Source organism: Nocardia sp. NPDC052566 (assembly GCF_044547285.1).
In the GTDB taxonomy this organism is placed as follows: Bacteria; Actinomycetota; Actinomycetes; order Mycobacteriales; family Mycobacteriaceae; genus Nocardia.
The window spans coordinates 455,807-480,614 of record NZ_JBIUAF010000008.1 but is presented as its reverse complement, the minus strand read 5'-3'; the positions used below and the strand labels follow the sequence as shown (position 1 = coordinate 480,614).

The window sequence follows — 24,808 nt, the reverse complement described above, 5'->3', positions numbered from 1 at the left end:
CCCGCAATAATAAACCCCCCCCCAGACCGCGCGGGGCATAACCGCCCCGCCGGGGTCGTCGCCCCAGCAAATCTCGGCGATGGGGCCGATCATCTGATCGGCCACTTCGTCGACCAGGCCCGGCGCTCCGGCGCCTCATGGACCGATATCGGCGAATCCATGGGTGTCACCAAGCAGGCCGCGCAGAAGCGGTTCGTGCCGAAGGGACCCGAGGATGCGGCGGCCATGGATCCGAACTCGGGTTTCGCGCGGTTCACCCCCCGTTCCCGTGCGGTGATCATGGGCGCCCAGGAAATCGCGCGATCGATGGGCAACGACCAGATCGGCATCCCGCACGTGATCCTCGGCCTGCTCGACCAGCCGGAAGGGCTTGCCGCACAAGAGATCATCGTGCAGGGCAGCACGCTGGAGCTGGTGCGCGCCGCCGCGACCGCCGCGGTACCTACCCCCGAGGGGACGGTTCCCCCGCTCATTCCGTTCGCACCCGAGGCCAAGAAGGTGCTCGAGCTGACCTTCCGCGAGGCGCTGCGGCTCGGCCACAACTACATCGGCACCGAGCACATCCTGCTCGCGCTGCTCGAGCAGGAGAACGGCCTCGGCCTGTTCGCCGGGCTCGGCATCTACAAGCCGCAGACCGAGGCCCATCTCGTCGAGATCCTTTCGCAACTCCTCCCCGGCCAGTCGTGATCGGTGGCCGTGGGAGGGCCGTGCTCGACGCGGTCGTCCTGCGCCGGATCAGGATCACGCTGCTGCTGCTCCATGCGGCCCGTCGCGCCCGGACCGGCCGACGGGCCCCGAGTTCTCGGGGCCCTGGGCTGTGCGCCCGATGCCGCAACCTCGGGTTAGGGTGAAACGCGAGCTAGTCGGATGCCGATTTCAGGTCTGCGGCTCGAGTTCTCTTGGAGGGGAAGCGTGAAGTCTCTGACAGTCGGCCTACTAGCCGCGGTGCTGATGGTCGGTGCCATCCTGGCCGCGGGCCAGGCGCGGGCCTGGTCCTATACCGGCGGCGCCACCATCGCCAAGTGCAGCGGCACCAACGACTACTTCGGCGGGCACTACTACGCCGACACCTATCAGTGGGTCGAGGTCAGGGACAACACCGTCCGCGACGAACAGCACGCCTTCACCTTCGGCGGCTTCCTGACCGGCTTCGAATCGGCGGGCCGCCTCGACGTGTGGAACACCCACGTCACCTACCGCATGGCCTGGCGCGATATCGCCGTCCCCACGGTCCCCGGCGAATACCTCCTGGTCCGGGACAACCGCTACGCCAAGAACGACCCGAACGGCCAGTGGGTCACGCTCTGCTGAAACGTCCGCAGGCCGAAACGCCGGTCCGCGCGTGTCTCGCCGATGGAGTGCCAGGTCAGGCACCGGTCCCGGGCAGCCGTCCGAATCGGCGCCATCCGGGGCGCTACTGACTAGCTAAGATGAGGGAATGGCGGACACCACGGATTCCGATCTAGTGGCGGGTGAGCGTCGCGACGATCTGCTCCGTGCCCTGTCCTATGTGTCGACCGAGTCCGGTCCCGATGGCGAGTACATCGTGAACGGCGATCTGCCGCCCGAGGTCGCACCGCCCTTCATTCGCGCGATCATGCGCATCGAGGCCGAACTGCTGTTGCACGACGCCGAACAGGTGACCGTCGAGACCGGCGAGCCCAGGTCGCCGGACGAACGTCGCGCGGACGCGTTCGTCGCGCTCGCCCTGCGCGTCACCGATCGAGCCTGAGCTGACCTGACCTTGCACTCGTAACCGCCGAGTGCTAAAAATGGCTTTGGCACTCTCTACCGGTGAGTGCTAGGTCGGGACGGTGAGACCGGGTTCCATCGACACCCTCGGTCGTCCGTCGCGGGCACCGCACCTGGCCAGCGTAATGGGGCGATCCAACCTGAGATCGTCCTGTGTGTCAGCCATATACATGGAGGATCTCAACAACGCCATGGCCAAGACAATTGCTTACGACGAAGAGGCCCGTCGCGGCCTCGAGCGGGGCCTGAACGCCCTCGCCGACGCTGTCAAGGTGACGCTGGGCCCGAAGGGTCGCAACGTTGTCCTGGAGAAGAAGTGGGGCGCCCCCACGATCACCAACGATGGTGTTTCCATCGCCAAGGAGATCGACCTCGAGGACCCGTACGAGAAGATCGGCGCCGAGCTGGTCAAGGAAGTCGCCAAGAAGACCGACGACGTCGCGGGCGACGGCACCACCACCGCCACCGTGCTCGCCCAGGCGCTGGTGCGCGAGGGCCTGCGCAACGTCGCGGCCGGCGCGAACCCGCTCGGCCTGAAGCGCGGCATCGAGAAGGCTGTCGAGGCCGTCACCACCGCTCTGCTCGACTCCGCCAAGGAGGTCGAGACCAAGGAGCAGATCGCCGCCACCGCCGGTATCTCCGCGGGCGACTCGTCCATCGGTGAGCTCATCGCCGAGGCCATGGACAAGGTCGGCAAGGAAGGCGTCATCACCGTCGAGGAGAGCAACACCTTCGGTCTCCAGCTGGAGCTCACCGAGGGCATGCGCTTCGACAAGGGCTACATCTCCGGTTACTTCGTGACCGATCCCGAGCGCCAGGAAGCGGTGCTCGAGGATCCGTACATCCTGCTCGTCGGTTCGAAGATCTCGACCGTCAAGGATCTGCTGCCGCTGCTGGAGAAGGTCATCCAGGCCGGCAAGCCGCTGCTGATCATCGCCGAGGACGTCGAGGGCGAAGCCCTGTCGACCCTGGTCGTGAACAAGATCCGCGGCACCTTCAAGTCCGTCGCCGTCAAGGCGCCTGGCTTCGGTGACCGTCGCAAGGCTCAGCTCGCCGATATCGCCATCCTCACCGGTGGCGAGGTCATCAGCGAAGAGGTCGGCCTCTCGCTGGAGACCGCTGGCATCGAGCTGCTCGGCCAGGCGCGCAAGGTCGTCATCTCCAAGGACGAGACCACCATCGTCGAGGGCGCGGGCGACGCGGAGGCCATCAAGGGCCGCGTTGCGCAGATCCGCACCGAGATCGAGAACTCGGACTCCGACTACGACCGTGAGAAGCTGCAGGAGCGTCTGGCCAAGCTGGCCGGCGGTGTCGCGGTGATCAAGGCGGGCGCGGCGACCGAGGTCGAGCTCAAGGAGCGCAAGCACCGCATCGAGGACGCCGTCCGCAACGCGAAGGCTGCCGTCGAAGAGGGCATCGTCGCCGGTGGTGGCGTGGCCCTGCTGCAGTCGGCTCCGGCGCTCGACGCGCTGAGCCTGACCGGTGACGAGGCCACCGGCGCCAACATCGTGCGCGTCGCGCTGTCGGCTCCGCTGAAGCAGATCGCCTTCAACGCGGGCCTGGAGCCCGGCGTCGTCGCCGAGAAGGTCGCCAACCTGGCGGCGGGTCACGGCCTGAACGCCGCGACCAACGAGTACGAGGACCTGCTGGCCGCCGGCGTTGCCGACCCGGTCAAGGTCACCCGCTCGGCCCTGCAGAACGCGGCCTCCATCGCCGCGCTCTTCCTCACCACCGAGGCTGTCGTCGCCGACAAGCCGGAGAAGGCCGCCGCTCCCGCCGGCGACCCGACCGGCGGCATGGGCGGCATGGACTTCTGAGTCCTGCCCCCAGGCAACACATCTCGAACCGGAAGCCGGTCCACCCTCGGGTGGGCCGGCTTCCGGCATACGATGGGCCGGACCGAATTCCCGACATCGAGGTGATCATGAGCGTATTGCCGGCGTGGGCGACAGACCCGGAGATGCTCCTCATCACCGAGGAGGGATACGACGCGCTGCCGGAAGAGGTACAGAAGCAGATCGAGGTGATCGACGAGCGGGTGATCTTCTGCCGAAGTGGCGGCGTCGAGCACAACATCGTCGCACGTCGGCTCGCAAATGGTTTCGATGCGGCTCGCCCAGCCGAGCCGTGTACCCGAGTGGTCACCGACTTCGAGATGCACTATCAGAGGGTGCGGCCGCGAACTCGAGGGTTCTCCTTTCGCAGGCCGGATGTCGTTGTTCATCGATGCATCCCGCGCGGTGAGAAGCTGCACTCCGACGATGTCTTGCTGGTAGTCGAGGTTGTGTCACCTGGGTCGGAGTACATCGACACTGTGGACAAGCATGCCGAGTACGCCACCGAGGGCATTCCGGTCTACCTCGTCGTCCATCTAGATGACGAACTGCGGGTCAAGATAATCCAGGAGTATCGACTCGATTGGGCGAGTGGCAGCTATCGCCGAGCCGAACCGCATCAGGAGGTTCTGATTCTGAATGAGCCATTTCCTGTGCGAATCCCGTTCACCGATCTCGATAGCTGACCGATTCGTATGTGGAGTACGGTGCGGGCGAATCCGGTTGGGTACGGGTTCTGGTTGGTGGTGTTCGGGGCGTTGATCGCGTGGGGGGTGGTCGGGTTGCTGGATTCCGATGTGCTGTGCCAGAAGTGGAGCCTGACCGACTTTCGTAGCTACTACTTGGAGCCGGGGGAGCGGTGTGCGCCGACCTCGGCGCAGCCGTGGAGTGGGCGTAGTTATCGCAGTACCGCGCGTGCCAACGATGTGACGGATTGGGTCAAGATCGCCGCGGGGGCCGTGCCGCTCGCGCTGCTCGTGTGGGCGGTCGCCGACAAGGCGCGGGCGCGTGGGGATGAGCCTGCGGGCGATTGATGGTCGAATGTCCGGACCGGAATCGAGATTTCGCGGCTCTAGCTGGGGCTTTGGGATTCTGTTAAGGGTTTTCGGGCGAGGGGGTGGCTAGCGTTCTCGGCGTTCGGCAGTGGGCACAGGGCCCGGGCCACGGCGGGTGGGAATGATGAAGCGAATTCTGATGGTGGTGGCGGCGTTGATGGTCGCGCTCGGGTTGGGGGCGGGATCGGCGCAGGCGGCGACGTTTTCGTCGTCCAACTCCGGAAGTTGCTCCGGGACAGTGCAGAAGTGGGGGTATTTCTACGCCTACACCTATCAATACGCGTACATCAGCAACGGCAAGATCGAGAACGAGAACCACAACTTCAACTTCAACGGATTTCTCGACGGCGCCGAAAAAGCCAGGCTGTTGGAGGGCCGCGACAGTAAGTGGATCGTATATCGAAGCGGTGACTTCGATCTCGCTGTTCCGTACGTGAAGGGCGCCGGATTGTTCGTGCGCGACAACCGCGTTCGCGGCAGTGACTACATCAAGCTCTGCAGCTACTGACCTGCCGAAGCCGGTCCACCGGGTAGGGGGACCGGCTGCGGGTGTGCCGGGGTGTCAGAGGTTGTCCACCGCCAGGACGGCGAAGGGGGCGGGGGTGCCTTGGCCCATGGGGCCACCCTTGTCGAATTGGGAGGCGACGACCAAGAGGTGGTTGTCGGCGTGGGTCAAAGTGGTTGGGATGGAAAGGGATTCGTTGGTGAGGGTGGTTTCCAGGGTGGCGGTGGTGTAGTCGTCGGTCAGGCGCCAGCGGGCGATGGTGTTGGCGGTGTTCTGGACGACCCACAGGGTGTCGCCGTTCAACTCCAGGCCGTCGCCGTGCTTCACGTCGCCGCCGCGCAGGGTGACCTTGCGGATCGGGGCGGGGTCGGCCGGATTCAGTGCGATGCGGTGCAGTTCACCCGCGGTCATGTCGACGACAAGCAGGTAGCGGCCCGCTGCGTCGGCGACGATGCCGTTCAGGGTGATGGCGTCCGGGCCGTGTGCGGCGAGGGACGGATTCAGGTCGACGGCGACGGTCAGGTCGGCGCGGCCGCCGTTGGCCTGCGCATCGGTGACCTGCGCGGGGGTGACGCGGTAGACGACGCCGCGCATGGAGTCGGTCAGGTAGGCGGTGCCGTCGGGGGTGATGGCCAGGTCGTTGACGAAATGCGCAGCGGTGCCGGTGATCTCGAACCGCGCGAGCGCGGCACGCGTCGCGATGTCGTACACGGTGACGCCCTTGGTCGAATCGATCACCCAGAGCCGCCCGGCCTGGTCGACCCGTAGACCGTTGGCGGTCTTGCGGCCGTCGGCGCCCGCGGGCAGGAATACCTCGGCCCGCTGCGCTCCGCGTGCGGCTCGATAGACGGCGCCGTTGGTGTACGAGCCGACGTAGGTGTCGCCGGTGCGTGGGTCGGCGGCGATGCCTTCGGGATACGCGCGGTCGTCGGGCAGTGCGTACGCGCTGGTGATGCGCGGGCCGCTCGGCGCGGCGGGTTCATCGGACTTACCGCAGGCCACGGCCGTGACGGCGGCCAGCGCCAGGCTCACCGCGACGGTCGGAACGCGGCGCCGGAACAGGTGGGACATGGTCGAGCCTCTTTGTCGATCGGTGGCTGGATGTAGTCACATCCAAGAACGAGCACGAATCTATATTAGTACTCTAATGATCGTCAAGAGTCTTATGAAGGAGCGGGCAGATACGATGCGGAGATGACGTCCATGCCCGCCTCCGAGCGCATCGGCAGCTACATCAAGCGCGCCGAACAGGCGCTGAGCGCGGCCAAGAACGCCGCGTTGAAGCCCGCGGGGCTCACCGTCGCGCAATATGCCGCCCTGCTACACCTCGGCGAGAACCCCGGTATCTCGGCCGCCGCGCTCGCCCGGCTGTGCGGCGTCACGCCGCCGACGATGAACACCGTGCTGACCAACCTGCAGGACCGCGAATACATCGAACGCACGCCGCACGAATGGCACAGGAACGTGCTGGAGATCCGGATCACCGACGAGGGCGCGGCCGTGCTGAAGCAGGCCGATGCCGCCGCGGTCCGGGTGGAGCGCACGCTGGCCACCGAATTCACCGAGGCGGAGCGAAATACGCTGCTGGACTTGTTCACTCGCTGCGCGGACGCGTTGGATGCGATTCGCCCCGAGCAGCCTGCGGCGAAGAAGAAGTAATATCACCGCTTTTGCGTCAACCTGATCGAAACGACGAGCGGCCGGTAAACCCCCAGCTCGAGCCGCCGGCGCCGGTGCCGCCAGGTGGGCAGGACGCCCTGAGCGGGCGAAAGGTCCTGTTACCGTTTCTCTGCTGACGATGAGGAAGACACCATGAACCGGAAATCACCCAGCTGCTGCTGTTGTTGTCGCTGCTCGTAGCGCGACCGGACAGTACGCGCACACCTCGATAACTTCGCGCTCCGCGTGAATTCACGCGCATGACAGCCACATTCATGCGTGTCCACAAGTGTGTCTTCGATCCGCCGGAGGTCTTCCGGCGGATTCGGGTTAGGAATTACCAGCAATGAGCAAGATCTCGTCCCGCTTCCGCATCGTCGCCGGCGTAGTCGTCGCCGCGGCCACCGTCGGCCTTGCCGTCGGCTGCGGTGATTCCGGAAAGGGCGAGTCAGGCAGCGGCCCAGTGTATTTCGGCATCTCGGGCCCGAGGACCGGAACCTCCGCCGAGTACGGCAGGCTATGGCAGCAGGGCTTCGACCTCGCACTCGACGAGATCAACGCCGCGGGCGGCATCGACGGCCGCAAGGTCGAATTGAAGTGGGCGGATTCGCAATCCGATCCCAAGCAGACGGTGCCGATCGCGACCAAGTTCGTCGACGACAAGTCGATCATCGCCGAGCTCGGCGATTTCTCGTCCCCCGCGTCGATCGCGGCCTCGCCGATCTACAACCGCGGCAAGCTCGTCCAGTACGGCTTCACCAATTCGGCGGTGGATTTCACCAAGGGTGGCGCCTATTCGTGGAGCCCGTCGATCACCCTCGACGTGTACCAGGAGCGCAACGCCGAGTGGGTCAAGAAGAAGGCCAAGAAGGTTTCGGTGGTCTACCTCGAAACCGACTGGGGCAAACAGGCTTTCCAGTTCTTCGAGAAGTTCGCCAAGGAGAAGGGCATCGAGATCGCCTATTCCTCGCCGATTCTGCCCGACTCCACCGACGTCAAGCCGATCCTGATCAAGGGTCGTGAGGCGAATCCGGAGGCGTTCGTGCACCTCGGCTACGGGCCGGACGGTGCGCTGGTGGTCAAGCAGCTGCGCGACGTCGGGTTCACCGGCCCCTTCTTCGGCGGCCAGAACACACCGCAGTTCATCTCGCTCGCCGGCGCGGCGGCCGAGGGCGACATCGTCAACGGTGTGTTCAGCCCGGCCGATCCGGACCCGAAGATCCAGGATTTCGTCACCAAGTTTCGCGCGAAGTTCAACACCGATCCGGGGGACTTCAACGTTTATGCCTACGACGCGCTGAAGGTCGTCGTGCAGGCGGCGAAGAAGGGCGGCGCGACCCGCGAGGGCGTGCTGAACGGCCTCGAGACCGAAACCCAGTTCACCGGAATCGGACTCGGCACCTTCGCCTTCGATCAGCAGACCCGGCGCCCGAACGGAGTGACGCCGCGCGAGCTGGTGCTGAAGGACGGCAAATTCGTGCCGGCCGGTAGCCGCTAGCATGTTCGACACTCTCATCGCCGGGCTGGTACACGGCAACGCGTACGCACTGCTCGCCGTCGGCATCACGCTGATCTTCGGCGTCACCAACGTCATCAACTTCGCGCACGGCGCGGTGTTCGCGCTCGGCTCCATCCTCGGCTGGTGGCTGATCGCCGAACACGGTGTGCCACTGTGGCTGACGATCGTGCTCGTGGTCGCGGTGACCAGCGCGGTCGGCATCGCGATCGACGTCATCGCGGTCCATCCGCTGCGCAAAGCGCCCGCGATCGCCGCGCTGCTCGCGACGGTCGCGGCGGGCCTGATCATCGAGAACCTGGTGCAGATCATCTTCGGCCCGGATACCAGGCCGTTCCCACAGGTGCTCGATACCAACAACTTTCAGGTCGGCGGCGTACGCTTCGGCACCTCCGATCTGGTGATGCTCGCGATCACCGTGGTGGTGATGCTCGGGCTGGCCGGGTTCCTGCGGTTCAGCCGCTACGGCCTGGCCATCAGGGCGACCGCGCAGGATCCCGACGCCGCCGCGCAGATGGGGATCGGGGTGGCCCGTATTCAGGTGCTCGCGTTCGCGATCGCCTCGGGACTCGGTGGGCTGGCTGGCATCTTCGTCGGGCTCTACAACTCGAACATCTCGCCGACCAGCGGATCGCTCGCCGGGCTCACCGGTTTCGTCGCGGCGACCATCGGCGGCCTCGGTTCGATTCCCGGCGCGGTGATCGGTGGTTTCGCGCTCGGCATCGTCGAGGCGTACGGCATCTACATTTTTGGTGACGGCTACCGGGATCTCATCACCTTCGGTGTGCTGGTCGGGTTCCTGATCCTGCGTCCGGGCGGGCTGCTCGCGAAGCTGCCCTCGATCGCCAGCGAGCCGTTGACCGGCACCTTCCTCGGCGCGGGACGGCATCTGCGGGTGCGCTGGTGGCATATCGTCGCGGTATTCGCGGTGGCGGGCATCGTCGTCCCGCTGGTGGCCGACAACTACGCCATCGTGGTCGGCACCCAGATTCTCGCGTATGCCATTGTCGCGGTGTCGATGACGCTGGTGGCCGGCTCGGCCGGACAGTTGGTGATCGGCCAGGCCGGACCGATCGCGATCGGCGCCTACACCTCGGCCATCCTGACCGTGAACCACGACTGGCCGTTCCTCGCGGCGCTGGTTGCCGCGGGAGTCGTTGCGGCCGTCGTGTCTTCGATTCTCGCGGCGCCGCTGTGGAATTTGAACGGGCATTACGTCGCCATCGCGACGCTCGGTATCGGCATCGTGACCGTCGCGGTGATCCGCAACTGGGAATCGCTGACCAGGGGTAGCTACGGCATCTTCGGCATTCCGGTGCCGACCGTGTTCGGCCGTGAATTGGCCGACGGCACCGAGGTTTTCCTGCTCGATCTGGTGGTACTGGCGATCACGCTCGCGGTGGTGGTCGGCATCCAGCGCTCGCGCCTCGGCACGGCGCTGCGCGCGGTCGGCGCGGACGAGATCGCGGCGCGCTCCTCCGGCGTCCCGGTCCGCGACTACAAGGCGCTGGCCTTCGCGATCAGCGCGCTGTTCTCCGGCATCGCGGGCGCGCTGCTCGCGCACCAGTACAGCTACATCGACCCCACCGTGTTCAATCTGCCGATGTCACTGCTGGTCGTCACCATCCTGGTGCTCGGCGGCACCGGATCGCCCTACGGCGCGATACTCGGCTCGGTGGTGCTGATCGGTGTGCCGGAGGCGCTGCGGCTGGCGCCCGAGGCGCGGATCCTGCTGTACGGCGTCGCGCTGCTGCTGATCATCCGGTTCCGCCCGCAGGGCATTCTCGTGAGGAGCGATCGTGTCCAAGTCGCCAGGTGAACCGGTGCTCGCGGTGACCGGGCTGCGCAAGTCGTTCGGTGGCGTGCACGCGGTCGACGGCGTCGACCTGTCCGTCGCCCCAGGCGAATTCGTCTCGATCATCGGCCCGAACGGGTCGGGCAAGAGCACCACCGTCAATCTCATCTCCGGGCTGCTTCGCCCCGACACGGGACAGATTCTGGTGCGCGGTGCGCGGCTGCGCGCGGGCAGCCAGGAGGCGGCCGCGGCGGCCGGCGTGGCGCGAACCTTCCAGAACGGCAGGGTATTCGGCAATCTGACGGTGCGGGAGAACGTGGAGGTCGGCCTGCACACCACGCTGCGCGCGGCCCGCCCGCTGCCAGGGTTGGCGCGGTATCCGGTCCTGCGCTGGCTCCCGCTGCTCGCCGAACTGCTGCTCGCGCTCGTGCCATCGCCCACGGTGCGCGCCGAGCGGCGCCGGACCGCGGCGCTGGTCGATGCCCAATTGGCCAGGTTCCCCGAACGTCTGGTCCCGCGTGCCGAACACAACGCCTACACGCTGTCCTACGCCAACCGGCGGCGCACGGAGATCGCCAGAGCTCTTGCGCTGCAACCGATCCTGTTGCTGCTCGACGAACCGGCCGCGGGTATGAACCAGACCGAGACCGCCGAGGTCGGTGAACAACTCGCCGAGCTCAAGGCGCAGGGCCAGACCATCGTGCTGGTGGAACACAAACTCGAACTGGTGAATTCGCTGTCCGATCGCGTGATCGTGCTCGACGAGGGCCGCGTCATCGCCGAGGGCACACCCGCCGAGGTGCAGAACGACGAGCGGGTGATCGAGGCCTACCTCGGCCGCAGGCGCGCCAGGTCGGCGCACGAGGGGAAGGTGGTCGCCGGTGCCGAACAGTGACCCCACTCCGCCCATCCTCGAATTCGACGACGTCACAGTGCATTACGGGCCGTCGAAAGCATTGGACCGGGTCTCGCTCCAGGTCCGTCCCGGTGAGATCGTCTCGCTGCTCGGCGGCAACGCCTCCGGGAAGTCGACGACGATGAAGACCGCGCTCGGGCTGCTTCGCCCCAGTTCGGGCACCGTGCGGATCGACGGCGTCGATGTCACCGGTAAGCCGCCCGCCGCGCGCATCGCCGCCGGTCTCGCCTCGGTGCCCGAGGCGCGCAGGGTGTTTCCCGCCATGACGGTCGAGGAGAATCTGCATGTGGGCGGATACATCCGCAAAGAACGCCGCGCGGTGCTCGCCGCGCGCGCGGCCGAACTCTACGAGCACTTCCCCCGGCTGCGCGAGCGCCGAAACCAGCAGGCGGGCACCCTGTCCGGCGGTGAGCAGCAGATGCTCGCCTTTGCCCGCGCGCTGATGAGCAAGCCACGGTTGATCTGCATGGACGAACCGACCATGGGCCTGTCGCCGCTGTTCGTCGACCGGGTGCTCGACGAGATCGCCCGGCTCAATAGCGAACTGGGGTTGGCCATCCTCATTGTCGAACAGCAGGCCGAGCTCGCGCTGTCCATCGCGCACACCGGCAATGTGCTGCGCGGCGGCGAGATCGTGCTGCGCGGTACGGCAGGGGAGTTGCTCGGCAATCCGGCCGTCCGCGACGCCTATCTGGGAAAGGTGACCGCATGACCTACCGCAAACGGCTCGGCCTGTTCACCAGGCTCGTTCGTCACCACGACGAGCAGCGGGCGAGCGAGGTCTACGCCGACGCGCTTGCGCAGATCGACCTGGCCGAGCGGCTCGGCTACGACGTCGCCTGGGTGGCACAGCATCACGTCGATCCGGCCGAGGGCGGGCTGCCGTCGCCATTCGTCTTCCTGGCGCACGCCGCCGCCCGCAATACCCGCATCCGGCTCGGCACGGCGATCGTCACCCTCGGCCTGGAGGATCCGATCCGGGCCGCCGAGGACGCGGCCGTGCTAGATACTCTGTCCGGTGGCAGGCTCGAATTGGGGTTCGGCAGTGGCGGATCCAAGAGCTCGTTCGATCTCTTCGGGGTACCGGGCGCCGAACGGCAGCGGGTGTACGCCGAGAAGCTGGCACGGATCACCGAGGCGCTCGACGGATCCGATCTGATTCCGGGCAGGCGGCTGCATCCACCGGCCGAGGGACTGCGGAACCGCACCTGGCAGGCCACCTTTTCGGTGGCCGGTGCGGAAAGGGCGGGCCGGGCGGGTGCGGGCCTGCTGCTTTCGCGGACCCAACCGCGTGATCCGGCCGCACCCGATGCCAGGATCGACGAGGTCCAGCGACCGCTGATCGACGCCTACCTGGATGCACTGCCCACCGGCGTCGCACCGCGAATCGGCGCCTCCCGCAGCGTCTTCGTCGCCGACGACCGGGAAGAGGCGCTGCGCCAGGCACATCGCGGCGCGATCCGCTTCCTCGACCACCTGCGCACCGCAGGCACACCGGAACTCGCGGAAACCGTCGACGACGTGCTGCGCGACTCCTACATCGGCACACCGGACGACGTCGCGGCGCGGCTGGCGGCCGATGTGGCGGCCAGTGCCGGTGACCTCATCGTGCAGATCCATCCGGTCGATCCGGATCAGCGGGCCAGTCTGCGCTCGATCGAACTCATCGCCACCAAGGTTGCGCCGCAACTGGGTTGGCATGTCAGCGAAAGGTAATTCCGTGACCGACGTCATCGATGCGGTGCTCGGCGGCGAGCGCGCGGCAGCCGTGCGCGCTGTCCGCGACGCCAGGCCCGCCGTGGTCGCCCACACCCAAGCGGTGCACGACGCGCTGTTCGACGGCCCCGCGGGGCGTGCCTTCGGGCGGGAGCGGCTTGCCGCCGTCGCCGCCCATGCCGCGACGCTCGCCGACGCGAAAGACCTTGCCGCGCACTATGCCGAGTCCGCGGGCAGCGCGGGAACCGAGCCGGATTCGGCGGGCGACGGTGTGCTCGCCGCCGCGCTACGGCATGCCGCGCGGCTGACCACCGCCCCGGTGACGAGTGCGCACACCCACATCGATGTGCTGCTCGCCGCCGGGCTGACCGAGCGGGACATCGTCACCGTCACCCAGCTGGTCGGATTCGTGAACTACCAGGTCCGGCTGCTGGCCGGGCTCGCACTGATCGGAGATTCGCATGAGTGAGGTGCGCGACGTCGAATCGCCGAGGCGCCCTGCCGGTTTCACCCAGGAGACGCTGGACTGGGCGCCGTGGGCCGAGCCGATCGCGCTGGCGGATGCCGACGACCGGCAGCGGCCGCTGCTCGAGGGACAGCGCGGCGAGAGCCCGTACTTCCGGCTGCTCGCCCGCAATGCCGAGGTGCTCGCCCATCGCAGCGCCAACGACAAGGAGATCTTCTACAGTCGTGACGGATTGTCCAGGGCCGAGCGGGAATTGGCGGCCACCGTCACCTCGCGGCACAACGGCTGCGTGTACTGCGCCTCCGTGCACTCGCATTTCACCGCACAGCTGTCCAAGCGCACCGAGGACGTGCAGCGCCTGCTCGACGAGGGCACCGGCGTGCGGATCGACGAACGCTGGGACGCCATCATCGATTTCACCAGCGCGCTGGCCGCCCAGCCGCCGCGCGCCGAGGCCGCCCATATCGCACGCCTGCGCGCGGTGGGCCTGCGCGATAACGAGATCCACGATCTAGTGCTCTCGACTGCCTCGTTCTCCTGGGCGAACCGGATGATGCTCAGCCTCGGCGAGCCGGAAGTGCCCGCCTGACCGTTCGTCGAATCGTTACTTTGCGCGTCCGCCCCTATCCGGTTCACTGGAGGTATGGGGAGGATATTCATTCTGGTCGTCATTCTGGTTTTCGTAGGGGGACTGACCGTTTCACAGCTCGCGGCGGGCAGCTATCTGCTCGCCATACCGCTGATGATCTTCACTTTCGGGTTCGCTGTCTGGGCGCTGGTGCAGCTCAAGCGCGGCGCGCCGCCGCCGAGCCGCGACACCAGGCGACGCAGCCGTAACCGCCACTGGAGCGCCGCCGGTGCGGGCGACGGGGTCGGCGGTTGCGGCGGCGGCGATTCCAGCGGCGGTGGTCATTCCCACGGTTGCGGTGGTGGACATTCCGGTTGTGGCGGTGGCGGCGGCTGTGGCGGAGGGGGGTGCGGCGGCGGTAGCTGAGGCCCTATCTCGGTTGCCCTGAGTCGCTGAACCTCGCGACGACCTCGCTCACCGTGTTCATTCCGGTGACGAGGAGGGAGCCATCCGGTTCGATTTCGATATCGGTTGCCACGCAACCCTTTCCGACGGACTTCCTGGCAACTCCCTCGGAACCGAATCCGCGGTCCCTGCTGCCGTCGATGTTGTAGCGAATGATCGCGAATTCGGTATCGGTGCTCGCGGCGGCGACCAATCTGCCGTCGGGCTGCCAGGCGATTCCGGCCGCCCTGGCGCCGTCGCCGATAACGGTGGTTATGGTGCCGTCGACGCCGAAATAGGTGTCCGGGCTACCGTCGGGATGCTGCCGGGCTACCGTAATTTCGGTATCCGTGCTGGCGACTGTGACGATCTTGCCGTCGGGTTGGGCGACCTGCATGCTCATGGCAATTTCCCTTTCACGCGGTAATGCGAGGTGAGGATCAGCCGAGAACTGCGCGGACAAGCCTGCGCACTCGAATTTTAGGCGGGCTACTCCCGGTATCCGGCGCGAACGCGGGAATCGTTGCCGAATAAGGGCTTTCCAAATTGTCCGTTTCGGGGTTCACTCGGGAGTATGGGGAGGAACCTTGTCACCGGGCTCGCGATCGTCGTTGTCTGCGGCGGGCTGGTTGCGGTGAGTCTTGTTACGGATCGGACGCCGCACGCGGTGCTGTTCGGTGTTGCCGGTGGGGGTTTGCTCCTGTGGCAGACCGTGCGCGCGGTGCGGCAGGCGCGGCGGCTGCGCAAAGCGAAGCGAAATCGGGGGAAGTGGACTGTGGCTCATGCCGCCTTGATCGATCTCGGCGGTGGGTGCTCGGGTGGCAATAACGGGAGCGGTGGCCACGACGGGTGCGGTGGCGGCGGCTGCGGCGGGGGTGGCGGCGGCTGTGGTGGCGGAGAGTGAAATTGCCCCGGGTGCAATGACTATCGCGTGCGGAATGGGACAAAACCGGCTGGTGTGAAATGTCGGCATCCACGGCATAAAATATGCTAGAAAACTCCTGTAAAACACATCGGGTGCGCGCGGGTGCTCGAATGCGCTCGATTTGGCAAACATCCAGTGATGGCAGAGTGGTGCGCCATCGTCGAGTGAGCTACTGTCTGGCCAACTTTCGGCTATCACGTGGTTTGCGGAAGGTGGTAACGAAGGAGCCGATCCATGACGGGGGCATCGGGCGCTTCGGTATTGTCTGCCCCAATGTCACAGGATGCGAATACGGGACGAATGTATGCCGGGCAACCCGTCGAGGACCGGCAACGTCAGCGGCGTGCGCGTTTTCTGGAATCGGGACTGACGGTCTTCGCGCGCGACGGCTACGCCAATAGTTCGGTCGGCGCGATCTGTAAGGACGCCGGGCTCTCCTCACGTCAGTTCTACGAGGAGTTCACCGGCCGCGAGTCCCTACTACTCGAGCTCTACGAGCAGATCGATCGGGAATCGCGCGACGCGGTCACCACCGCGTTGGAGTCGAAGGCCGATGCGAGCGCGCTCGAGATCATCGACGCGGCCGTCCGCGCTTACGTCGAATCCATCGGCTCCGATCCGCGCAAGGCGCGGGTGGCGCTCGTCGAGGTGGTCGGCGCGGGGCCGAAGGTGGAGAAGTTCCGCCTGGAGCTGCGCCGGGTCTGGGGCTCGCTATTGGCGAGCGCCGCCGAGGATGCCGCCATGCACGGCGAGATCCCGCCCGGCGACTACGAGATGCGGGTGCTCGCCATCATCGGCGCCGTCAACTACGTGGTCGACTCCTGGAGCGGATCGGATCCGCGGCCACCGCTGGACGACGTGATCCGTGTGCTCAGCCGGGTGATCATGGGTGCGGTCGGCGCCTGACGTCATCGCCGGATCCGGCGGTGGTGCGGCAGCCGCGGGCTGCGCCGATCCGCCGGGATGACGATGGCCGAAGGCGCCGGGTAGCGTGCCAGGGATGGAGATCGTTCCGATCCAGATGCCGGACGGAAGTACCGTTCCGGTGCGGCTGATCCCGGCCGAGGGCGCTCATCGTCACCCGGTCACGCCGGATGCGCCGCGTCCGGTCGTGGTGATCGTGCCTGGGCTCGGCGTCCCCGCCGGGTACTACGAGGGGATCGCGCTCGGGCTGGCGCGGCGCGGCTTCGACGCGGCCATCGGTGAATTGCGCGGCAACGGCGACAGCAGGCCGAAGCCGAGCTCGGCCAGCGCCTACGGCTACCACGAACTGGTTTCGGTCGATTTCCCGGCGATGTTCGAGGTGGTGCGCGACCGGTTCCCGCAGAGCACGCCGTATCTGCTCGGGCACAGCATGGGCGGGCAGCTTGCCGTCATGTACGCCTCCCGCATCCGTGGCAGGCTCGGCGGGCTGATCCTGATCGCCTCAGGAACGCCGTATTACCGTGGCTACCCGGGACTTTCGAGTCCCGGCATCCTGTTCGGCACGGCCGCCGCCTCGCTGACCGCGAATATCGCCGGGTTCTGGCCCGGCGATCGGCTCGGTAAGGCAGGCTTCGGCTGCCAGTCCAAGGTGCTGATCTCCGATTGGGCCCGGCTGGCCCGGACCGGCCGGTTCGTGCCGGTCGGCGCGGATATCGACTACGAGGAGCGGATCGCGCGCCTGAAGCTGCCGGTGCTGTCGATCACCATGACCGGCGACGATCTCACCCCGCCCGGCGCCGCCGAACATCTGCTGACGAAGCTGCCCGATGCCGAGGTGACCACCTGGCATCAGCCGGAACCGCTGGGGCACAACGGCTGGATCCCGAACTACACCAGCACGGTCGACCAGCTCGAAAAGTGGCTGCGCGACCGTTAATTCGGCTGCGCGGCCTGTGCCTCGTCGTAGTGCCGCCGTGCTGTCGCCACGTATTCGCGGTGCCCGTCGGCCCATTCGATGAGCACGCCGACGTGGGTCGACAGTGTCGCGCCCACCGGGGTCAGCTCGTAGTCGACCCGCGGCGGCGACGTCGGGGTCACGTGCCGCAGGATCAGCCCGTCGCGCTCCAGGCTGCGCAGCGTGAGGGTGAGCATGCGCTGGGAGATGCCGTCGATCGACCGTTGCAGTTGCGAATAGCGTTGCGGCCCACCGGCGAGTAGCGCCATCACCAGCACGCTCCACTTGTCGCCGACCCGGTCGAGGACATCGCGCAGCTGGCAGATCGATGCCTCCGCGCCGACCGGTCCGGTGGGTACCGCGTTGGCACGCACACCGGTGTTCGGTACGCGGGTCAAAGTGCCTTCTTCCCTCATCCCGCCATTCTCGACCAGAATCGGTATGCGCACAAGAAGTAAGTAACGAACAGAAAGTGCGGTACATGGAGGTCGATCTCAGTACCCCGCCTAGGCGGTCCGGCATCAGGCCGACGACCACCGGCCGGGAGATTCCCCACGATCAGCTCGACCAGTTCTCGCCGCCGGAGATCCGGGCCGCGCTGGTCGCACAGGCACAGGAGCTGCCAGGCGTATTCACCGGGCCGAGTCAGGTCTCCGAACCGGCGTCGCTGGCGCTGCGGCTGCGCGAGCCGCGCGGTCCGTGGGCCGCGTTCCTGCATCCGAGTCGCGACGAATTCGGGCATATCCATCGGAGCGGATTCCTGCATCTCACTGTGCCGCAACGGTTCATCGCGCCGCTGACCGAGGCGGGCTGGGGCGAACCGCATCCGATCACCCGCCGCCCGGAATGGCCGGACAGCATCGTGATGCTGTACGCGCCACGCGACGCGGACGAACTCGACCTGGCCATCGCGGTGCTGCGTGCCTCGTGGCAGCAGGCCACCGATCCCACTGAGTAGAAAGCGAATACATCATGCGTGCAGTTGCCTTCGGTGACTTCGGCCAGAGTCCCTTGCTGACCGAGCTGCCGGTCCCCGAGCCGGGACCGGGAGAGGTGCTGGTCCGGATCGGGCACTCGTCGATCAACGGCTTCGATCTCGGCGTGCTGGGCGGATATCTGAAAGGTGTTTACGAGTACGAGTTTCCGGTGGTGCCCGGTAAGGACTTCGCCGGGACCGTTGCCGCGGTGGGCGCGGAGGTGAGCACCGCCGTGGTGGGTGATGCGGTGTTCGGTGTGATCATGCGGTCCGCGCTCGGGCAGGGCGGCTGGGCCGAATATGTCGCGGTGCCTGCGGAATACGGGATCGCCGCGATTCCGGCCGGGCTCGATCCCGCGGCTGCGGGCGCGCTCGGATTGGCCGGTACCGCCGCGCTGAACTCGATCGACGCGGTCGAGCTCGATGCCGGTGCGACCGTGCTGATCTCGGGGGCGACCGGCGGTGTCGGCGCCTATGCCATTCAACTGGCGGTCGCGCGCGGCGCCATCGTGATCGCGACCGCGCGGCCCGGTGCGGAAGCGGATTTCGTAACCGGGCTCGGCGCCGCCCTCGTCGTCGACCACAGTGGCGACCTGACCGAGCAGGTCATGGCATTGCGTCCCGATGGTGTCGACGCGGTCGTGCACCTGGCGGGCGAGGGGCGGGTACTTGCCGAATTGATCCGCGCGGGTGGGCGATTCGCCTCCACCGTGCACTTCACCCCGGAGCATGCCGCCGCGCGCGACATCAAGGCGGTCACCATCATGTCCGACCCGAATCGCGCCACGCTGGACCGGCTGGCCGCCGACGCGGCGAGCGGCGCGCTGCGCGTGCCGATCGCCGGACGGTATCCGCTGGCGGAGGCGCCGCAGGCGATCGCCGCCTTCACCGGCGGCACGCTCGGCAAACTGGCCATCACCATCGAGTAGTCCACTGCGCCTTGCGGTCCGGGGCTGAGCCCGGACCGCAAGGGCGAGCTCAGGCGGACTTCTTGCCCTCGACGAGCATCTGGGTGAAGAACTCGTAGATCAGCGCGGCCTGGAAGGCGGACTGCTTGTTGTCGGCCGCGCCGCCGTGGCCGCCCTCGATGTTCTCGTGGTACCAGACGGTGTGGCCCTCCTCCTGCAGCAGCGCCGCCATTTTGCGGGCGTGGCCCGGGTGCACGCGGTCGTCGCGGGTGGAGGTGGTGAGCAGGATCGGCGGGTAAGCCGTTGTGGCGCTGGTGTTCTGGTACGGCGAGTACTTGCTGAGGTACGCCCATTCCTCCGGCTTTTCCGGGTCGCCGTATTCGGCGATCCACGAGGCGCCGGCGAGCAGCAGGTGGTAGCGCTTCATATCCAGCAGCGGCACCTGGCAGACGATCGCGCCGAACAGTTCCGGATACCTGGTCAGCATGACGCCCATGAGCAGGCCGCCGTTGCTGCCACCGACCGCGCCGAGCTGGCCCGCGGTGGTGATGCCGCGCGCGACAAGGTCTTTGGCGATCGAGGAGAAGTCCTCGTACACCTTGTACCTGTTCTCCTTCTGCACGGAGGTGTGCCACTCCGGACCGTACTCGCCGCCGCCGCGGATATTGGTCATCACCCAGGTGCCGCCCTGTTCGAGCCAGCCCATGCCGGATGCCCCGCTGTAGGCGGGGGTGCGCGACACCTCGAACCCGCCGTAGCCGGACATCACCGTCGGCGCGGGCGCGCCCTTGTGATCGCGATGGCGAATCACGAAGTACGGCACCATGGTTCCGTCATCGGAGCGGGCGAAGAACTGCTCGGTCTCGATACCGTCCGCGTCGAAGAAGCCAGGCTCCTGCTTGAGCTGGGTGGTCGCGCCGCCCACCGAGCTGGCGAGCAGCGTGCCCGGCGTGGTGAATCCGCTGGTGGTCAGCATGAATTCGTCGCCGCCCTCCAGCGGGTCAAGGTTCATCACGCTGGTGGTCGCCATCGGCGGGGTATCGGCGAGCGGTTCGGTGGTCCAGCCGTCCGCGCCGGGGGTGAGCACGTGCAGCTTGGTCTGCACGTCCTGCAGGGTGATCAGCAGCAGATGGTTCTCGGTCCAGCCGTAGCCGTGCAGCGAGGTGTGCGCATCCGGGGTGAACAGCACGTCGAAATCGCGCGCGCCGGAGAGGAACGCGTCGAAATCGATGGCGATCAGCGCGCCGGACGGATAGGTCTGCCCGCCGACCTCCCACGCGGTCTTCAGCCGGATGGTGAGCCAATCTTTGTACCAGGACTTGCTCGCATCGGTCGGTGCGTCGAGATGCCTTAGCGTGCCGTCGGATTCGAGCAGGTATACCTCTTCGTTGAAGAAGTCGGTGGCGCGGCCGACGAAATGCCGCTCGTAGCCTGGCGTCCGGTCGTAGCCCGCCGAGGCGGCCACATCGCCCGGCTCGCCCTCGAACACGGTCACGGCCTCGTCGAGCGGTGTGCCGCGATGCCAGCGCTTGGCGATGCGCGGATACCCGGAGTCGGTCAGCGAGCCGGGGCCGAAATCCGTTCCGACATAGACGTTGTCGATATCGATCCAGCCGAGCTGCGATTTCGCCTCGGGCAGGAAGAAGCCGCCGTCCTCCTGCGCGATGAATTCCCGCTTCTCCATATCGAATTCGCGGACGACCTTGGCGTCGGCGCCACCGCGCGACAGGCTGATCAGCGCACGGGACTGCTCGGGACGCAGCACCCCGGCGCCGCCCCACACCCAGTTCTCGTCCTCGGCGGTGGCCAGCGCGTCCAGGTCGATCAGCACGTCCCAGTCGGGGGACTCTTTGGCGTACTCGTCGAAGGTGGTCCGCCGCCACAGCCCGCGTGGGTGCTCGGCGTCGCGCCAGAAGTTGTACAGCCAGCGGCCGCGCCGCCCCGGATAGGCGATCTTGGTATCGGTGTCGAGCATGTCCAGGATGCGGCGCTCCAACTCGGTGAACCGGTCCGACGAGGCGAACCGGCCGACCACGACATCGTTGTGCGCACGCGCCCAGTCCAGCGCTCGCTCATCGGTCACTTCTTCGAGCCACAGGAAAGGATCGGTCACAGTGTCGTCAACGCCGTTCATGCCCACATTGTTGCCGAGCTCTGCGCTCGATCGCTCCGAGACGGTCGTTTGCGCCGGTCGCATAGCGGTTCGGCTCCGTACGATCGGAGGTCGAAGACCGATCCGACCAGGAGGTTTGTGTTTTGCCACCGTTTCTCTGGGAGCAGCACTGCTGTCTGCCGCTGCAGCCATCGGCCCGGATCGCGGACCTGGCGCGCTATCCGCTCGGCTCGTACCTGTCGGTGAACGTCGGCTACTCGCCGCAGTCGACCGACGACTCGCTGGCGTTGCTGCACCATTTCCGCGACGCCGCCCGCGCGGACGGGCGGTTCCGGCTCGTCGCCGGGCACGCGGATATCGGCGCTGATCCCGAGGTCATCGCGCTGGCCTTCGACCTGGAGGATTCGGGCCCGCTCGGCGGGAAGCTGGACAACGTCGCGATGTTCTACGAGCTCGGCGTCCGCTCGCTGTTGCCCGCCTACAACTACGCCAACGAGGCCGCCTGCGGTTGCCTGGACACCGAGGACACCGGGCTCACCGACTACGGCAGGGATCTGGTGCGCATCATGAACGAGGTCGGCATGTTCGTCGACGGTTCGCACTGCTCGGCGCGGACCGGCCTGGAGATGTCGGACCTGACCGCCGTGCCGATGATCTACAGCCACTCCAATTTCGCCGCGCTGTGGGCACATCCGCGCAATATCACCGACGATCAGGCGCGGGCCTGTGCGGCGACCGGCGGCGTGATCGGGATCAACGGTGTGGGAATCTTCCTGGGGTGCAACGGAATAGACGAGCGCGCCGAACGGGTGGCGGCGATGGCCGCGCACATCGCCTACGGGGTGGAGCTGGTCGGCATCGAGCACATCGGCGTCAGCTCCGACTATTCGTTCGACGGTCCGGAGTTCAACGAGGAAATCGCCAACAATCCCGGGGCCTTCTCCGAGGACTTCACCAAATGGGGTCCGCTGCAATGGGTTCCGCCGGAAGATCTGCTCGGGCGCGACGGTGTGCCCGGTCTGGACGAGCTGCTGGCCGCCCGCGGCTTCAGCAAGGCGGATCGGGCCGCCGTCTTCGGCGGCAACTTCGCCCGTGCGGCGGGGCAGGTGTGGCGCGACTGACATGATCCGGCGGCCTCGATGACGGAAGCCGCACAACGGATGCGGCGTGACTGCCGGGCCCCAGTGGCGACGGGTATCGCCGAGCGGCCACGCGGCGGAGGCGCGACCCAGGAGGTCGCGCCGTTCGCCCGACGTGCCGTTCACCCGAGGCGGACCAGCATCTTCCCGGTGTTGGCGCCCGAAAGCACGCCCAGGAAAGCGGCCGGAGCCTGCTCGAGGCCCTCGTACACGGTCTCCTTGGTGCGCACGGTGCCGTCGGCCAGCCAGCCCGCCGCTGTGGCGATGTACTCGCCGAAGATCGGGAAGTAGCTGCTGACCAGCATGCCGCGCAGTGAAACCTCCTTGGTCGCAGCTTTGTACAGGTCCGGCCCGGCCTCCTGCGCGTCGCCGTTGTAGCCGCTGATCGCGCCGACCAGTGCGATCCGGCCCTTGGGCCGCATGGCGTCCACCGCGATCCGCAGATGTTCGCCGCCGACGCTGTCCAGGTAGACATCGATGCCATCGGGCGCTGCGTGCTTCAGTTGTCCGGCCAGGTCGCCCGCCCGGTAGTCGATGGCCGCGTCGTAGCCGAATTCCTCCAGCAGCAGTCGGGTTTTCGCGGGTCCACCCGCGGAACCGATGACCCGGCCCGCGCCGAGGGCCTTCGCGATCTGCCCGGCGACGCTGCCCACCGCGCCCGCCGCGGCCGAGATGAACACGGTGTCGCCGGGGCGCACCGGTGCGATGTCGGTCAGCGCGGCATAGGCGGTCAGGCCGGTGGTACCCAGTGCGCCGAGGAAGTGGTGCACATCGGCCAGTGCGGGATCGATCGGTGTCGCGAAGGCGGCATCGATCACCGCGTAGTCCCGCCATCCCGCGAAGTGAGAGACGTTGGAGCCCACGGGAATCGCCTCGGATCGGGAGGCGATCACCTCGCCGACCGCGGAACCCTCCAATGCCTCGCCCAGCTGGAACGGCGGGATGTAGGACTCGCGATCGTCCATCCGGCCGCGCATGTACGGGTCCACCGACATCCAGGTGTTGCGGACCAGGATCTGCCCGTCGGCCAGCTCCGCGATGGGACGCTCCACCAGCGCGAAGTTCGCGGCCGTCGGTGCGCCCACCGGACGCGCGGCCAGCTGGATCTCACGGGCGTTGGTCGGCTGATTCTCCATGACACTCATACCTTTTCGTAGTACTCGGTGGACCGTTCGATCCGGCACCGACGACGTTATGAGCCCCCGCCCCCGGATCCCAGGTCCTGCGCCGCCACCCCCCGGTCCATTCGTGACACCCACCGAGATCCGCCGAGCGCAGTCAAATGGCCCTGTGACACGCCGTATTGGGGGGCCATTTGACTGCGCTCGGCGATTGCATGTGTACGGGGCTTGACCGCGTCGGTGGCTATCGCGCTGAAGATGCTCGCTGTGGGGGTCGGCCGGTGGCGCGCAGTTGGGTCGGTGATGCACCGCTCCAGCGGCGGAAGGCCTTGCGCAGGGCGCGGTCGTCGGTGAATCCGAGGCGGGTGGCGATCGCGGCGGTGGTCAAACGGCCTTCCGTCAGAAGAGATTTCGCCTGTTCGTAGCGGACCAGGTCGTATTCGTGCCGCCAGGTGGTGCTGTGTTCGGCGAGCTGCCGTTGCAGGGTGCGCGGGCTTACGGCGAGCCGGTGGGCGACGGTGATCAGCGACGCGTCACCGGCGGTGATCCCGGCCGCGAGCGCGATCCGGAAGGCCTCCAGCGGACCGGGAATCGGGCGGGCCGAGGCGAGTACCAGGTCGGCGTGGCTGCGCAGCAGGTCGGCGAGCATCGGGTCGGCGCGCGGCAGTGGTGCGTTCGCGTCGGCCGGTGTGAAGGTGATTTCGTCTGCGGGAGAATCGAATTCGATGCGGGCGGTGCCGAATGCCGCGATCAGCGTCTGATGGTTGCGCGGGGCGGGGTTGCTGAAAGCGACGCGCTCGGGGACCACTGCGCGCCCGAGTGCCTCGCGGGCGCGGCGCAGGTAGTAGGCGAGCACGTACTCGTTGACCACCGCGGATACCGCGGGATCGCCAGCGCTGGTGCGGTATCCGATGGTCAGCGCGTCGTCGTGACTCAGGTCGAATCCCTCGGCCGCGGCGGTGACCAGACGGTGGTACGGCTGGGCGGCGCGTAGCGAATCGGCAAGTGTCGCACCGTTGGTGATCAGGTAGTCCCAGGTGTTGAGGGTGCCGAGCGGTGCGGCGGCGGCCACCGCGATGCCGGCGCCCGCCTCTGGTCCGGCGTGTGCGATGAGTTCCCACAGCCGCACCAGTGAGCTCAGCGGGAGGCGGTTGAGTTCGCCGGACAGCACGGTCTCGTTCATGCCCGGCACGGTCGTGAGTTGTTCCGCGTCGACGCCGCTCTGTCGCGCGCCGCTCAGCACCAGCCGCGCGAGATGAGTGGAAATGGTGCCGTCGATCGGGTCGAGCGGTGCGCGACCGTCCGAGGTCGGGGTCGCGTCGGTGCTCGGGTCGAGCGCGGCGGATCGAGGTGCGGCGGATCGAGGTGCGGCGGCCGCCGCGTCGATGCCCGGTCCGCCAGCTGCCACGCGCCAACAGTAATCTCCCCGGTCGTCGGTCCGCCCTGGCGTGCACGGCTCGGCTCGTGGATGCGCGGCATCGAAGCGTTTGTGCACGTCGCGCGCAACCGCCTATATGCCG

28 protein-coding genes are annotated in these 24,808 nt (G+C 67.2%); 21 read left to right on the top strand and 7 right to left on the bottom strand.

The annotated features are described in order from the left end of the window. The first annotated feature begins 6 nt into the window (after positions 1–6). From ACIG5A_RS40645 to ACIG5A_RS40615, 7 genes are all read left to right on the top strand, one after another. Positions 7–687 carry a Clp protease N-terminal domain-containing protein gene (locus tag ACIG5A_RS40645; protein WP_397250360.1) on the top strand — a complete coding sequence of 227 codons (681 nt, stop codon included), beginning with the start codon at positions 7–9 and terminating at the stop codon, positions 685–687. A 225-nt stretch (positions 688–912) separates the two neighbouring features. Further along, positions 913–1,311 (top strand): hypothetical protein, encoded by a 399-nt coding sequence (locus tag ACIG5A_RS40640; protein WP_397250295.1) that lies wholly within the window; start codon positions 913–915, stop codon positions 1,309–1,311. Positions 1,312–1,438: 127 nt separating this feature from the next. Next, positions 1,439–1,732, top strand: coding sequence for a hypothetical protein (locus ACIG5A_RS40635; protein ID WP_397250293.1), 294 nt, complete (start codon positions 1,439–1,441; stop codon positions 1,730–1,732). Positions 1,733–1,943: 211 nt separating this feature from the next. Further along, complete coding sequence (groL, locus tag ACIG5A_RS40630; protein WP_397250291.1) at positions 1,944–3,569, top strand: chaperonin GroEL; 1,626 nt, start codon at positions 1,944–1,946, stop codon at positions 3,567–3,569. A gap of 50 nt (positions 3,570–3,619) precedes the next feature. After that, positions 3,620–4,273 carry a Uma2 family endonuclease gene (locus ACIG5A_RS40625; protein ID WP_397250289.1) on the top strand — a complete coding sequence of 218 codons (654 nt, stop codon included), beginning with the start codon at positions 3,620–3,622 and terminating at the stop codon, positions 4,271–4,273. 21 nt (positions 4,274–4,294) lie between these two features. After that, a complete protein-coding gene (locus ACIG5A_RS40620; RefSeq protein WP_397250287.1) occupies positions 4,295–4,621 on the top strand; it encodes a hypothetical protein in 327 nt (108 codons plus the stop codon). Positions 4,622–4,763: 142 nt separating this feature from the next. Then, positions 4,764–5,150, top strand: coding sequence for a hypothetical protein (locus tag ACIG5A_RS40615; RefSeq protein ID WP_397250285.1), 387 nt, complete (start codon positions 4,764–4,766; stop codon positions 5,148–5,150). Positions 5,151–5,204: 54 nt separating this feature from the next. On the opposite strand, the gene ACIG5A_RS40610 is transcribed toward ACIG5A_RS40615, so the two are convergent. Next, complete coding sequence (locus ACIG5A_RS40610) at positions 5,205–6,218, bottom strand: SMP-30/gluconolactonase/LRE family protein (protein WP_397250283.1); 1,014 nt, start codon at positions 6,216–6,218, stop codon at positions 5,205–5,207. Between the two features lie 123 nt (positions 6,219–6,341). On the opposite strand from ACIG5A_RS40610, the gene ACIG5A_RS40605 reads away from it, so the two are divergent. From ACIG5A_RS40605 to ACIG5A_RS40565, 9 genes are all read left to right on the top strand, one after another. After that, positions 6,342–6,806: a MarR family winged helix-turn-helix transcriptional regulator gene (locus ACIG5A_RS40605; protein ID WP_397250281.1), complete on the top strand. Its 465-nt coding sequence runs from the start codon at positions 6,342–6,344 to the stop codon at positions 6,804–6,806. A gap of 346 nt (positions 6,807–7,152) precedes the next feature. Beyond that, positions 7,153–8,304: an ABC transporter substrate-binding protein gene (locus tag ACIG5A_RS40600; protein ID WP_397250279.1), complete on the top strand. Its 1,152-nt coding sequence runs from the start codon at positions 7,153–7,155 to the stop codon at positions 8,302–8,304. A 1-nt stretch (position 8,305) separates the two neighbouring features. Beyond that, the gene (locus ACIG5A_RS40595; RefSeq protein ID WP_397250277.1) at positions 8,306–10,141 is read left to right on the top strand and encodes an ABC transporter permease; all 1,836 of its coding nucleotides are present in this window, start codon (positions 8,306–8,308) and stop codon (positions 10,139–10,141) included. Then, positions 10,122–11,012 carry an ABC transporter ATP-binding protein gene (locus ACIG5A_RS40590; protein WP_397250275.1) on the top strand — a complete coding sequence of 297 codons (891 nt, stop codon included), beginning with the start codon at positions 10,122–10,124 and terminating at the stop codon, positions 11,010–11,012. Before ACIG5A_RS40595 ends, ACIG5A_RS40590 begins: the two co-directional genes overlap by 20 nt. After that, complete coding sequence (locus ACIG5A_RS40585) at positions 10,999–11,745, top strand: ABC transporter ATP-binding protein (protein ID WP_397250273.1); 747 nt, start codon at positions 10,999–11,001, stop codon at positions 11,743–11,745. Before ACIG5A_RS40590 ends, ACIG5A_RS40585 begins: the two co-directional genes overlap by 14 nt. Continuing rightward, on the top strand, positions 11,742–12,749 hold the full coding sequence (locus ACIG5A_RS40580) for an LLM class flavin-dependent oxidoreductase (protein WP_397250271.1): 1,008 nt from the start codon (positions 11,742–11,744) through the stop codon (positions 12,747–12,749). Before ACIG5A_RS40585 ends, ACIG5A_RS40580 begins: the two co-directional genes overlap by 4 nt. A 4-nt stretch (positions 12,750–12,753) precedes the next feature. Continuing rightward, on the top strand, positions 12,754–13,218 hold the full coding sequence (locus tag ACIG5A_RS40575; protein WP_397250269.1) for a hypothetical protein: 465 nt from the start codon (positions 12,754–12,756) through the stop codon (positions 13,216–13,218). Beyond that, positions 13,211–13,804 (top strand): alkylhydroperoxidase domain protein, encoded by a 594-nt coding sequence (locus ACIG5A_RS40570; RefSeq protein ID WP_397250267.1) that lies wholly within the window; start codon positions 13,211–13,213, stop codon positions 13,802–13,804. The genes ACIG5A_RS40575 and ACIG5A_RS40570 overlap by 8 nt, the downstream gene beginning before the upstream one ends. 54 nt (positions 13,805–13,858) lie before the next feature. Then, entirely contained in the window at positions 13,859–14,209 is a 351-nt protein-coding gene (locus ACIG5A_RS40565; protein ID WP_397250265.1) for a hypothetical protein, read from the top strand. Between the two features lie 4 nt (positions 14,210–14,213). Here the strand turns inward: ACIG5A_RS40565 and ACIG5A_RS40560 are convergent, their stop codons facing one another. Together ACIG5A_RS40560 and ACIG5A_RS40555 are read right to left on the bottom strand one after the other, a co-directional pair. Beyond that, positions 14,214–14,630: a hypothetical protein gene (locus ACIG5A_RS40560; protein ID WP_397250263.1), complete on the bottom strand. Its 417-nt coding sequence runs from the start codon at positions 14,628–14,630 to the stop codon at positions 14,214–14,216. 159 nt (positions 14,631–14,789) lie between these two features. Continuing rightward, positions 14,790–15,284 carry a hypothetical protein gene (locus tag ACIG5A_RS40555; protein ID WP_397250261.1) on the bottom strand — a complete coding sequence of 165 codons (495 nt, stop codon included), beginning with the start codon at positions 15,282–15,284 and terminating at the stop codon, positions 14,790–14,792. Positions 15,285–15,425: 141 nt separating this feature from the next. Between ACIG5A_RS40555 and ACIG5A_RS40550 the strand changes: the two genes are divergently transcribed. Together ACIG5A_RS40550 and ACIG5A_RS40545 are read left to right on the top strand one after the other, a co-directional pair. After that, the gene (locus ACIG5A_RS40550) at positions 15,426–16,058 is read left to right on the top strand and encodes a TetR/AcrR family transcriptional regulator (RefSeq protein ID WP_397250259.1); all 633 of its coding nucleotides are present in this window, start codon (positions 15,426–15,428) and stop codon (positions 16,056–16,058) included. Between the two features lie 94 nt (positions 16,059–16,152). Beyond that, positions 16,153–17,013, top strand: coding sequence for an alpha/beta fold hydrolase (locus ACIG5A_RS40545; RefSeq protein WP_397250257.1), 861 nt, complete (start codon positions 16,153–16,155; stop codon positions 17,011–17,013). Here the strand turns inward: ACIG5A_RS40545 and ACIG5A_RS40540 are convergent. After that, the gene (locus tag ACIG5A_RS40540; protein WP_397250255.1) at positions 17,010–17,447 is read right to left on the bottom strand and encodes a winged helix-turn-helix transcriptional regulator; all 438 of its coding nucleotides are present in this window, start codon (positions 17,445–17,447) and stop codon (positions 17,010–17,012) included. The genes ACIG5A_RS40545 and ACIG5A_RS40540 overlap by 4 nt on opposite strands. 65 nt (positions 17,448–17,512) lie before the next feature. Between ACIG5A_RS40540 and ACIG5A_RS40535 the strand changes: the two genes are divergently transcribed. Next, positions 17,513–17,989 carry a luciferase family protein gene (locus tag ACIG5A_RS40535; protein ID WP_397250253.1) on the top strand — a complete coding sequence of 159 codons (477 nt, stop codon included), beginning with the start codon at positions 17,513–17,515 and terminating at the stop codon, positions 17,987–17,989. A 14-nt stretch (positions 17,990–18,003) separates the two neighbouring features. Next, entirely contained in the window at positions 18,004–18,936 is a 933-nt protein-coding gene (locus tag ACIG5A_RS40530) for an NADP-dependent oxidoreductase (protein WP_397250251.1), read from the top strand. Between the two features lie 49 nt (positions 18,937–18,985). On the opposite strand, the gene ACIG5A_RS40525 is transcribed toward ACIG5A_RS40530, so the two are convergent. Then, positions 18,986–21,049, bottom strand: coding sequence for a prolyl oligopeptidase family protein (locus ACIG5A_RS40525; RefSeq protein WP_397250249.1), 2,064 nt, complete (start codon positions 21,047–21,049; stop codon positions 18,986–18,988). Positions 21,050–21,171: 122 nt separating this feature from the next. Here ACIG5A_RS40525 and ACIG5A_RS40520 point away from each other — a divergent pair, with 122 nt between their 5' ends. Continuing rightward, on the top strand, positions 21,172–22,149 hold the full coding sequence (locus ACIG5A_RS40520) for a dipeptidase (protein ID WP_397250247.1): 978 nt from the start codon (positions 21,172–21,174) through the stop codon (positions 22,147–22,149). Between the two features lie 140 nt (positions 22,150–22,289). Here the strand turns inward: ACIG5A_RS40520 and ACIG5A_RS40515 are convergent, their stop codons facing one another. Together ACIG5A_RS40515 and ACIG5A_RS40510 are read right to left on the bottom strand one after the other, a co-directional pair. Continuing rightward, positions 22,290–23,303, bottom strand: coding sequence for an NADP-dependent oxidoreductase (locus ACIG5A_RS40515; protein ID WP_397250358.1), 1,014 nt, complete (start codon positions 23,301–23,303; stop codon positions 22,290–22,292). A 229-nt stretch (positions 23,304–23,532) separates the two neighbouring features. After that, the gene (locus ACIG5A_RS40510) at positions 23,533–24,696 is read right to left on the bottom strand and encodes an AraC family transcriptional regulator ligand-binding domain-containing protein (RefSeq protein WP_397250245.1); all 1,164 of its coding nucleotides are present in this window, start codon (positions 24,694–24,696) and stop codon (positions 23,533–23,535) included. Positions 24,697–24,808 lie beyond the last annotated feature (112 nt).

Excerpts from the sequence above, each read along its gene's own strand:
- ACIG5A_RS40610 (WP_397250283.1), bottom strand. The coding sequence starts at position 6,218 with ATGTCCCACCTGTTCCGGCGCCGCGTTCCGACCGTCGCGGTGAGCCTG.
- ACIG5A_RS40525 (WP_397250249.1), bottom strand. The coding sequence starts at position 21,049 with ATGAACGGCGTTGACGACACTGTGACCGATCCTTTCCTGTGGCTCGAA.
- ACIG5A_RS40595 (WP_397250277.1), top strand. The coding sequence starts at position 8,306 with ATGTTCGACACTCTCATCGCCGGGCTGGTACACGGCAACGCGTACGCA.
- groL (WP_397250291.1), top strand. The coding sequence starts at position 1,944 with ATGGCCAAGACAATTGCTTACGACGAAGAGGCCCGTCGCGGCCTCGAG.
- ACIG5A_RS40540 (WP_397250255.1), bottom strand. The coding sequence starts at position 17,447 with ATGAGGGAAGAAGGCACTTTGACCCGCGTACCGAACACCGGTGTGCGT.
- ACIG5A_RS40550 (WP_397250259.1), top strand. The coding sequence starts at position 15,426 with ATGTCACAGGATGCGAATACGGGACGAATGTATGCCGGGCAACCCGTC.
- ACIG5A_RS40560 (WP_397250263.1), bottom strand. The coding sequence starts at position 14,630 with ATGAGCATGCAGGTCGCCCAACCCGACGGCAAGATCGTCACAGTCGCC.
- ACIG5A_RS40565 (WP_397250265.1), top strand. The coding sequence starts at position 13,859 with ATGGGGAGGATATTCATTCTGGTCGTCATTCTGGTTTTCGTAGGGGGA.
- ACIG5A_RS40605 (WP_397250281.1), top strand. The coding sequence starts at position 6,342 with ATGACGTCCATGCCCGCCTCCGAGCGCATCGGCAGCTACATCAAGCGC.
- ACIG5A_RS40555 (WP_397250261.1), bottom strand. The coding sequence starts at position 15,284 with ATGTTTGCCAAATCGAGCGCATTCGAGCACCCGCGCGCACCCGATGTG.
- ACIG5A_RS40615 (WP_397250285.1), top strand. The coding sequence starts at position 4,764 with ATGATGAAGCGAATTCTGATGGTGGTGGCGGCGTTGATGGTCGCGCTC.
- ACIG5A_RS40515 (WP_397250358.1), bottom strand. The coding sequence starts at position 23,303 with ATGGAGAATCAGCCGACCAACGCCCGTGAGATCCAGCTGGCCGCGCGT.
- ACIG5A_RS40580 (WP_397250271.1), top strand. The coding sequence starts at position 11,742 with ATGACCTACCGCAAACGGCTCGGCCTGTTCACCAGGCTCGTTCGTCAC.
- ACIG5A_RS40530 (WP_397250251.1), top strand. The coding sequence starts at position 18,004 with ATGCGTGCAGTTGCCTTCGGTGACTTCGGCCAGAGTCCCTTGCTGACC.
- ACIG5A_RS40535 (WP_397250253.1), top strand. The coding sequence starts at position 17,513 with ATGGAGGTCGATCTCAGTACCCCGCCTAGGCGGTCCGGCATCAGGCCG.
- ACIG5A_RS40570 (WP_397250267.1), top strand. The coding sequence starts at position 13,211 with ATGAGTGAGGTGCGCGACGTCGAATCGCCGAGGCGCCCTGCCGGTTTC.
- ACIG5A_RS40600 (WP_397250279.1), top strand. The coding sequence starts at position 7,153 with ATGAGCAAGATCTCGTCCCGCTTCCGCATCGTCGCCGGCGTAGTCGTC.
- ACIG5A_RS40635 (WP_397250293.1), top strand. The coding sequence starts at position 1,439 with ATGGCGGACACCACGGATTCCGATCTAGTGGCGGGTGAGCGTCGCGAC.
- ACIG5A_RS40545 (WP_397250257.1), top strand. The coding sequence starts at position 16,153 with ATGGAGATCGTTCCGATCCAGATGCCGGACGGAAGTACCGTTCCGGTG.